The following is a 9,407-nucleotide window of genomic DNA, read 5'->3' as shown; positions in this document are numbered from 1 at the left end:
CCCAAGGAGCCACACATGAGCACCGGATTCTCCAAGCTGAAGAGCGGCCGCCAGCGCGTTGCGGTGGACCTGGCCGACCTCGAGCTGGTGTCGAAGGAGCCGATGATCGAGGGGCGCGCGATGCCGCTGATCGTGCAGCCGCTGGTGCGCGACATCGAGCTGGCCGACTGGGTGGCCGACCACCGCGACGAGGTGGACGCGCTGTTCGCGAAGCACGGCGCCATCCTCTTCCGCGGCTTCAGCGTGCCCTCCACCGCGTCGTTCGAGCGCGTGGCGCAGGCGGTGGTCCCCGAGCTGTTCGGCGACTACGGCGACCTGCCGCCCGAGGCCACCGGCACCAAGGTCTACCACTCCACGCCCTATCCGGCCGACAAGGCGATCCTCTTCCACAACGAGAGCTCGCACCTGCCCAAGTTCCCGGCCCGGCAGTTCTTCCACTGCGTGATCCCCTCGGAGGAGGGCGGCGAGACGCCGATCGCCGACTGCCGGCACATCTACAACGTGCTGCCGCGCGAGATCGTGGAGCCGATGGAGGAGAAGGGGCTGATGTACGTGCGCAACTTCACCGACGGCCTCGACGTGAGCTGGCGGGAGTTCTTCCGCACCGACAGCCGCGAGGATGTGGAGAAGTACTGCCGGCTGACCGAGACCGACTTCCAGTGGACCGAGAACGGGCTGCGCACCTCGCAGGTGCGGCCGGCGGTGATCACCTATCCCGCCACCGGCGAGAAGGTGTTCTTCAACCAGATCCAGCTGCACCACGTGTCGCGCCTGGACCCCGAGGTGCGCGAGGCGCTGTCGTCGCTGTTCAGCCCCGACGACATGCCGCGCAACGTCTACTACGGCGACGGCACGCCCATCCCCGACGAGGTGGTCGACGAGATCACCGACACCTACTGGCGCGAGTCGGTGGCGTACACGTGGCAGGCGGGCGACATCCTGATGGTCGACAACCTGATCGTGGCCCACGCGCGCAACCCCTTCAAGGGGAAGCGCAAGATCGTGGTGGCGATGGGTGACATGCGCACCATGGCGGACCTGTGAGCGTGCTTGCCTCCGAACGGGCGGGCGTGGGACGCGTGGTCGAGATGTTCCCGCTGTCGGCCCAGCAGCGGCGCGCCTGGCTGCGGGGCGGCGCGCAGCGCTGGCTGCAGTGCGCGCTCCTCGTCGAGGGCCCCGTCGACCCGCAGCGGCTCGAGGAGTCCGTGCGCCGGGTCGCGGCGGCCGACGAGATGCTGCGCACCGTCTTCCGTGCGCGGCGCGGCCTGAAGGTTCCCTTCCAGGCGCTGCTCGACGAGCTGGAGCCGGCGTTCGAGGAAGCCGACGCCAGCGGGTGGGAGGCGGACGCGGAGCTCCGCGAGGTCCGCGCCTTCCTCCGCCGCGCGCGGTGCGAGGCGCCGGACCTGGAGAACGGGCCCCTTCTCCGCGTCACGCTGCTGCGGCGGTCGGAGGCGCGCCACGTGGTGGTGATCGCCGTCCCCGCGCTCTGGGGCGACGCGCGCACGCTGGGGAACCTGGCCGCGGAGGTGGCCCGCGCGTACGCCCCGGTCGCGGGCGACGACGAGCGGCTGGCGTACGCCGAGTTCTCCGCCTGGCAGGACGAGCGCCAGGCGGAGGTGGAGGCGGAGGGCGACGAGGCCCGCGCCTTCTGGTCGCGCGCGCTGGAGGTGGATAGGGCGCAGGGAGCCGCGTCCATCTCCGCGGACGGCATCGATGCCGACGCGCTGCATGCGTTCACGCTCGATGCGTCCCTCGTCGAGCGGTTGGATGCGGCGGCGGGTGCGCTGGGGATCTCGTCCGACGCGCTGCTGGCGGCCTCGTGGGCGCTCCTCGCCGCGCGGCCGGAGGGGCGCGAGGCGCTCGCCCTGGGCGAGGTCGTGGAGTACCGCGACGACCCCGCGCTGCAGGACGCGCTGGGCCCGTACGCCCGCATCCTCCCGCTGCGGGTGGACGTGGCGCACGGCCGGCCGTTCGCGGAGCTCGCGCGCAACGTGGCCGCCGTCCGGGGCGAGGCCGCGCGCTGGCAGGACCATCCGGCCCTCGCCGACGACCGCGGGCTGGCGCTGGGGTTCGAGCACTGCGCGTGGCCGCCGTCTCCGCCGATCGATGGGGCCGGGGTCCGCCTGCTGGCGCTGGACGCGGCCGCCGAGCCGTTCCCGCTCCAGCTCCAGCTGGTGCGGGACGGCGGCGCGCTGCACGGCGCCGTGCGTAGCGCGGCGGGGGGACCCGGCGCGCTGGAGATCGTTCGCCTGGCGGAGCGGTGGCGGACGCTGCTGGCGAACGCCCTGGCCAAGCCGGACGCGGCGGCCGGCGGGCTCGCGTACCTGGGCGCCGCCGAGCGGCACCGCGCGGTCGTGGAGTTCAACGACACGCGGATGGACTTCGCGATCGAGCCGCTTCACCGGCAGATCGAGGCACACGCGCGGCGCGCCCCGGACGCGCCGGCGGTCGTGCACGAGGGCACGACGCTGTCGTACGGCGAATTGGACCGGCGGGCGAACGCCGTCGCGCGGACGCTGCGGAGCCGCGGGCTGGCGCCGGAGGAGCGGGTGGCGCTGCTGCTCGACCGCTCGCCCGACGTCCTGGTCGCCCTGGTCGGGGTGCTGAAGGCGGGCGGCGCGTACATGCCGCTGGAGCCCTCCCTCCCGCGCGAGCGGATCGCCGGGCTGCTGGCCGAGGCCGGCGCGCGCATCGTCCTCACCCAGGCGTCGCTGCTCGAGGCCGTTCCCGGTGGATGCGAGGCGCTGCTGGTGGCCGCCGCGGTGGCCGATCTCTCCGCGGACGCTCCGGCGGACGCGGAGGTCGACCCGGAGCAGCTGGCGTACGTGCTCTTCACCTCCGGCTCCACCGGGAAGCCCAAGGGCGTGGCGGTGGAGCACCGGCAGATCGCCCACTACGTGGCCGCCGCCCGCGAGCGGCTGGGGATCGAGGCGGGCGCGTCGTTCGCCACCGTCTCCACCTTCGCCGCCGACCTGGGCAACACCATGGTCTTCGGCGCGCTCTGCGGCGGCGGCACGCTGCACGTCATCGCATCGGAGACGGCGTCGGACGCGGAGGCGCTGGGCGACTACCTGCAGCGGCACCGGATCGACTGCCTGAAGATCGTGCCGTCGCACCTGGGCGCGCTGCTGCAGGGCGCCCGCCCCGAGCGCCTCATCCCCCGGCGCCTGCTGGTGCTGGGCGGCGAGGCGGCGCCGTGGCCGCTGGTCGAGCGCGTGGCCGACCTCGCGCCGCACTGCCGGGTGGTCAACCACTACGGGCCCACGGAGACGACGGTCGGCGTGTCGACGCTGCCCGTGGGCCGCCGGGAGGAATCTCCCGCGGCGACGGTGCCGATCGGCCGGCCGCTGCCGAACTGCCAGCTGTACGTGCTGGACGCGGCGCTGCACCCGGTGCTTCCCGGCGTGGCCGGCGAGCTCTGGGTGGGCGGCGCGGGCGTCGCTCGCGGCTACCTGGCGCGGCCCGGCCTCACCGCCGAGCGCTTCGCGCCGAACCCGTTCGCCGCGGCGGGCGGGCGCATGTACCGCACGGGCGACCGGGTCCGCCAGCTGGCCGACGGCGCGCTCGAGTTCCTGGGCCGCGCCGACCGGCAGGTGAAGGTCCGCGGCTTCCGCGTGGAGCCGGGCGAGATCGAGGCGGCGCTGCTGTCGCACCCCGCGGTGCAGGCGGCGGTGGTCACGCTTGCCGGCGAGGAGCCGCGCCTGGCCGCGTACGTGGTGCCGGGGCAGGGCGAGGGGGCGCCGGAGGAGCTCCGGCGCTTCCTCGCCGCGCGCCTTCCGGACTACATGGTGCCCACCCACGTGGTGGCGCTGGACGCGCTTCCGCTCACCCCCAACGGCAAGGTCGACCGCGCCGCGCTCCCCGCGCCCGAGGCCGCGGCGGCCGGCGCCTTCGCGGCGCCGCGCACGCACGCCGAGCGTACGCTGGCGGCGATCTGGGCCGAGGTCCTCCAGGTCGACGAGGTCGGCATCCACGACGACTTCTTCGACCGGGGCGGCGACTCGATCCTGGCCATCCAGGTCGCCGCGCGCGCGAACGCGGCGGGGCTCCGCCTGAACCCGAACCGCATCTTCGATCACCACACCATCGCCGAGCTGGCCGCGATCGCCGATCCGGTCGCGGAGGGCGAAGAGGAAGGGCCGGTCGTGGGCGAGGTGCCGCTCACGCCCATCCAGCGCTGGTTCTTCGAGGAGGAGTTCGAGGACCCGCATCACTGGAACCAGAGCCTGCTCCTCGACGTCGCCGCCGACGTGACGGCGGAGACGCTGGAGGCCGCGGTGCGCGCCGTCGTCACCCACCACGACGCCCTGCGCGCGCGGTTCGAGAAGACGGCGGACGGCTGGCGCCAGCACGTCGCCGACGCGGCGGAGGCGGCCGGCTCCTTCGAGCGCGTCGAGCTTTCCGCGACTACGGCGTTCGCGCGCGCCGCCGCGCTGGCGGCGGCCGTCGACGAGCGCCAGGCGAGCCTGGACCTGGCGAACGGGCCCGTCGCGCGCTTCACCCTCTTCGAGCTCGGCGCCGGCGCGCCGCGGAAGCTGCTGGCGGCCGTCCACCACCTGGTGGTGGACGCGGTGTCGTGGCGCATCCTGCTTGAGGACCTGGCGGCCGCGATCCGTCAACTTTCGGCCGGCGAGGCGGTGGCGCTGCCGCCCCGCACCACCTCCGTGGCGCGCTGGGCCACCCGGCTGGCCGAGGCGGCGCAATCCCCCGAGATCGTGGCGCAGCTCCCCTTCTGGCAGGGTGCCGGAGAGGGTGCGGCGTCCGGCCTCCCCCGCGACCATGCGGAGGGGGAGAACACGGTGGCCTCGTCGCGGACGCTGCTCGCCTCGCTGGAGGCGGAGGCCACCGAGGCGCTGCTGCAGGGCGCGGCGGAGCACGGCGCGCAGCCGCACGAGCTGATCCTGGCCGCCCTGGCGCGGGCCGTCACCTCGTGGTCGGGCGGCGCCGGGGTGCGGGTGGAGATGGAGGGGCACGGACGCGAGGGGCTCTTCGACGACGTGGACCTCCTGCGCACCGTGGGCTGGTTCACCACGCACTACCCCGTGCACGTGCGCACCTCCGGCGAAGCCGCGCCGGGTGATTCGATCGCGGCGGCGAAGGACGCGCTGCGGGCGATTCCAGGCCGGGGGATCGGGTACGGGCTGCTGCGCTACCTGAACGCCGACACGGCGGCGGCGCTGCAGGGCGATCCGTCGCCCGAGATCAAGTTCAACTACCTGAGCCGGCTGGGTGAGGGCGGGATGGCCTCCGGTCCGCTCACCATCGCCAGCGAGCCGCCGGGCGCCGACCGCAGCCCGCGCGGACACCGCCGCTACCTGCTCGACCTCAACGCCAGCGTGGTCGGCGGCCAGCTCCACTTCCACTGGGCGTACAGCGAGAACATCCACCGTGCGTCCACCATCGCCGCGCTGGCGTCGGCGGTGCTGCACGAGCTGCGCGCCCTCCTCGCGCCGCCGCCCCCGGGCGGCGGCGCGGCCGACCCGCCGCCGTCCGCGCGCGGCGAGGCGCCCGCGGGACCGGGGACGGACTTCGCGCTCGCCGGGCTGGACGGGCCGCAGCTCGACGCCATCCTGGGCGAGGCCGCGGCGTCGAATGGCGCGGCGGAGGTGGAAGACGTGTATCCCCTCACACCGCTGCAGGAAGGGCTGCTCTTCTACGCCCTGGCCCCGGGAAGCACCGTGGGCTTCGAGCAGAAGAGCATCACCATGCGCGGCGCGCCCGATCCGGCCGCGTTCGAGCGCGCGTGGCAGCAGGTGATCGACCGCCACACCGCGCTGCGCACGGCGTTCGTCTCCTCCGGCAGCCACCGCAGGCAGGTGGTCCTCCGCCACGTCCAAATCCCCATCGACCATCACGACTGGCGCGGCGCGGGGGATGACGATTCGCTCCGGGCGCGGCTCGACGCGTTCCTGCGGGCCGACCGCGAGCGCGGCTTCGATCCGGCGCGCGCGCCGCTCATGCGCCTGGCCGTGATCCGCGTGCGCGACGACGAGACCGAGGTGGTCTGGAGCTATCACCACCTGGTCCTCGACGCGTGGTGCCGCGACCTGGTGCTGGGCGAGGTGCTGGAGGCGTATGAGGCGCTCGCGCACGGCCGCGCCCCCCGGTCCACCGCCGCGGACCCTTTTCGCAACTATCTCGACTGGCTCGCGGGGCAGGACCGCGCGGCCGCCGAGGCCTGGTGGCGCCGCACGCTCGCCGGCTTCCGCGAGCCCACGCGCCTGTTCGGCGACGCGCCGGCGCGCCCCGCGGGGGGCGCGCGGGTGGCGGAGGCTTCGCTGCAGCTCTCCGCCGCGGAAAGCGAGGCGCTGCAGGCTTTCGCCCGCCGCCACCGGCTGACGCTGGGGACGCTGGTCTCCGGCGCGTGGGCCCTGGTCCTGGCGCGCTACGCCCGCACCGGCGACGTCGTCTTCGGCACCACCGTCTCGGGGCGCCCCGCCGACCTGCCGGGCTCGGGGACGATGGTGGGGATGTTCATCAACAACCTCCCCGTGCGCACGCAGGTGCGGCCGGAGACGCCGCTGGCGCAGTGGCTGGGCGAGCTGCAGCAGGCGCTGGTGGGCGTGCGCGAGTACGAGTGGGTCGCGCCGGCCAGCGTGGCGCAGTGGGCCGGACGCCCCGCGCACGAGCAGCTCTTCGAGAGCCTCCTCGTCTTCCAGAACACGCCCGGCGGCCCGTCTCCGGACGAGGCAGCGGGCGCCGCGACGCCGTTCGACGTGGTGGGCGTGCGCAGCCGGCTGGAGACGGCCTATCCGGTGACGGTGGTCGCCGGGCCGCTCAACCCGCTCCTCGTCCGCCTGGTCTACGACGCCCGGCGCTTCGACGAGGGGGCGATGGCCCGCGTCGCCGACAGCATCGGCGCGGTGCTGCGCGCCTTCGCGCGGGGGACGGCGCGGAGCGTGGGTGAGGTGCCGGTGCTGAGCGAGGCCGAGCGCGGCCGCCTGCTCGGCCCGGCCCCCGTTCGCCCCGCCGGGGAGAGCGTGCACGGGCTGATCGGGTGGTGGGCCGCCCGCCGCGCCGCCGAGCCCGCAGTGACGGACGCGCACGGCGGGCTCACCTGGGCCGATCTCGACCGGCGCGCGTCGGAGGTGGCGGCGCGGCTGCGCGAGCACGGCGCCGGCCCGGGGACGCTGGTGGCGCTCTCGTTCCCCCGCGCCGCCGAAGCGATCGCGGCCATGCTGGGCGCGCGCAGGTGCGGCGCCGCCTTCACCGTCGCCGGGGAAGGGAAGACGGGAGATGGCGCCGACCTGTTGCTGAGCCCGTCGGGATGCGTGGCCGTGCCGCGGCCGAACGGCGTCGCGGGGGCTCCCGGCGGCGTGCTCTGCCGGGTCGAAACGGCGGTCGGGTTCCACGTCGGCCTCTCGGAGCAGCCCGTGCTGGGGCGCGTCGCCGCGCTGTCAGGGCACCTCGGCGTCGGCCGGCGCGACCGCGTGCTGGTCGCGGGACCGCTCGACGTGCGCGCCGCGCTGCGGGCGCTGGCCGCGCTCGCGGCCGGGAGCAGCGTCGCGCTGGCCGAAGCGGCTGTGGACGCCTCCGCGGTGCTGCAGGCGCTGGACGCGTCGGACGCGACCGTGCTCGAGGCGGAGCCGGCCGCGTGGCTGGAGCTGCTGCAGGCCGGCTGGTCCGGAGGCGGTGAGTTCAAGGCGATCAGCATGGGCCCCGCCCTGGGCGCGTACCTGGCGGGCCAGCTGGCCCGCCGGAGCGCGCGCGTGCTCAAGGTCTACGAGCCGGGCGGGATCCCCTCGTGGGCCGCCGCGTCGGTGGTGGACGGGGCCGATTCCGCCGCCGCGTCGCCGCTGGACGTCGGCTCGGCGGTCGGGGGATGGGCGCTCCACGTCGTCTCGGCCGAGATGGATCTCGCGCCGGTGGGCGTGGATGGAGAGGTGTGCGTCGAGAGCGCCGTCGAGCCGTGGCCGGAGAGCGAATCGGATCGGTTCATCCCCAACCCCTTCGCAGCGCGTCCCGGCGCGTGGCTGTACCGCACCGGCGACCTGGGCCGCCGGCGGGAGGGCGGGGGACTGGAGTTCCGCGGCACGGGCGACGAGGAGGCGTACGCGGCGCCGGCGGTGTGGGCGCGGTTGCTGGCGCACCCCGCCGTCGCCGACGCCCGGGTGCGCGCGTGGACCGATCCCGCGGGCGATGCCCACCTGGTGGCCTGCTTCGCCGCGGCGCCCGGGACGGACCTGGCCGTCGAGGAGGTGCGCGCCTTCCTGCGGGCCGGGGTGCCGCGGCACCTGGCGCCGCGGTACTTCGTGCGGCTGCCGGCGATCCCTGCCGGCACCCTCCCCGCGCCCGACGAGGCGGGGAACGCCCTGGAGACGCCGTACGAGACGCCGTGCGACGGGTGGGAGCTGCGGCTGCGGCGGATCTGGGAGGAGCTCTTCGGCGTCAGCCCCATCGGCGTGACGGAGAACTTCTTCGACCTGGGCGGCCACTCGACGGCCGCGGTGCGGATGCTGGCGGCCGTGGAGCGCGAGTTCGGCTGCCAGCTTCCGCTCGCCGTGCTGCTGGGCGCGGGCACCATCCAGCGGCTCGCCGCCGTCCTCCGCGACCGGTCCGCGCCGGCGTCCTCGTCACCCCTCGTCCCCATCCGCGCCAGCGGCTCGCGGCCGCCGCTCTTCTGCGTCCACGGGATGGGCGGCGAGGTGCTAGGCTACGTGGAGCTGGCCCAGTGCCTGGGCGCCGACCAGCCGTTCTACGGGCTGCAGTCGCTCCCCTGGCAGGGCGGCGACGACGCGGAGCTCTCCCTGGAGGAGATCGCGGCGAGCTACCTGGCCGCCGTCCGCGAGGTGCAGCCCGAGGGGCCGTACCACCTGGCCGGGTACTCGTTCGGCGGCTTCGTGGCGCTGGAGATGGCGCAGCAGCTCGCCGCCGCGGGCGAGTCCGTCGCCCTGCTGGCGATCCTCGACACCAGCCTGAACGCGCGGTCCACCGCGGCCGACTGGGCCGAGGTGATCCTGCGCTTCGCGCGCCCCGGCTGCCCCGTGACCGCCGACGAGCTGCGGCGCGCCGGCGGGGTGGAGGCGCAGGTGGCCTACGCCGTCGATCACGGTGTCTTCCCCCCCGGCGTCACCGCGGACGTGGCGCTGCGCTACCTGCGCGCGGGGATCCGCCACAGCGAGGCCAAGCAGCGCTACGAGCTGCGGCCGTACCCGGGCCCCATCACCCTCTTCCGCTCGCTCGACGGCCACGGCGACGGCGACGCGGACCCCACGCTCGGCTGGGGGCCGCTGGCGGAGGGGGGACTGGAGATCGTCGACGTGCCCGGGAACCACGACCTGATCCTGCAGCGGCCGCACGTGCAGGTGCTGGCGGGGCTGCTGCGCGCCAGCCTGGACGGCGCGCAGCAGCCCGCGCCGGCGCTCGGCGAGGCCGCATGCGTCTGAGCCCGCGCCGCGCGCGCCCAC

General features: G+C 75.4%; 2 protein-coding genes. Both read left to right on the top strand.

The window, feature by feature from the left end:
- Window positions 1–15: 15 nt before the first annotated feature.
- A complete protein-coding gene (locus tag VF092_00070) occupies window positions 16–1,044 on the top strand; it encodes a TauD/TfdA family dioxygenase (GenBank protein ID HEX6745676.1) in 1,029 nt (342 codons plus the stop codon).
- A complete protein-coding gene (locus VF092_00065) occupies window positions 1,041–9,386 on the top strand; it encodes an amino acid adenylation domain-containing protein (protein ID HEX6745675.1) in 8,346 nt (2,781 codons plus the stop codon). The genes VF092_00070 and VF092_00065 overlap by 4 nt, the downstream gene beginning before the upstream one ends.
- The last annotated feature ends 21 nt before the right edge of the window (window positions 9,387–9,407 follow it).

The organism is Longimicrobium sp. (assembly GCA_036377595.1).
Taxonomy (GTDB): Bacteria; Gemmatimonadota; Gemmatimonadetes; order Longimicrobiales; family Longimicrobiaceae; genus Longimicrobium.
Note: the sequence above shows the minus strand (reverse complement) of the source record. Positions and strands in the feature narration are given on the sequence as shown.

What these genes read in the sequence shown, in the direction of transcription:
- VF092_00070 (HEX6745676.1), top strand. Translation starts at nt 16, where the DNA reads ATGAGCACCGGATTCTCCAAGCTGAAGAGCGGCCGCCAGCGCGTTGCG.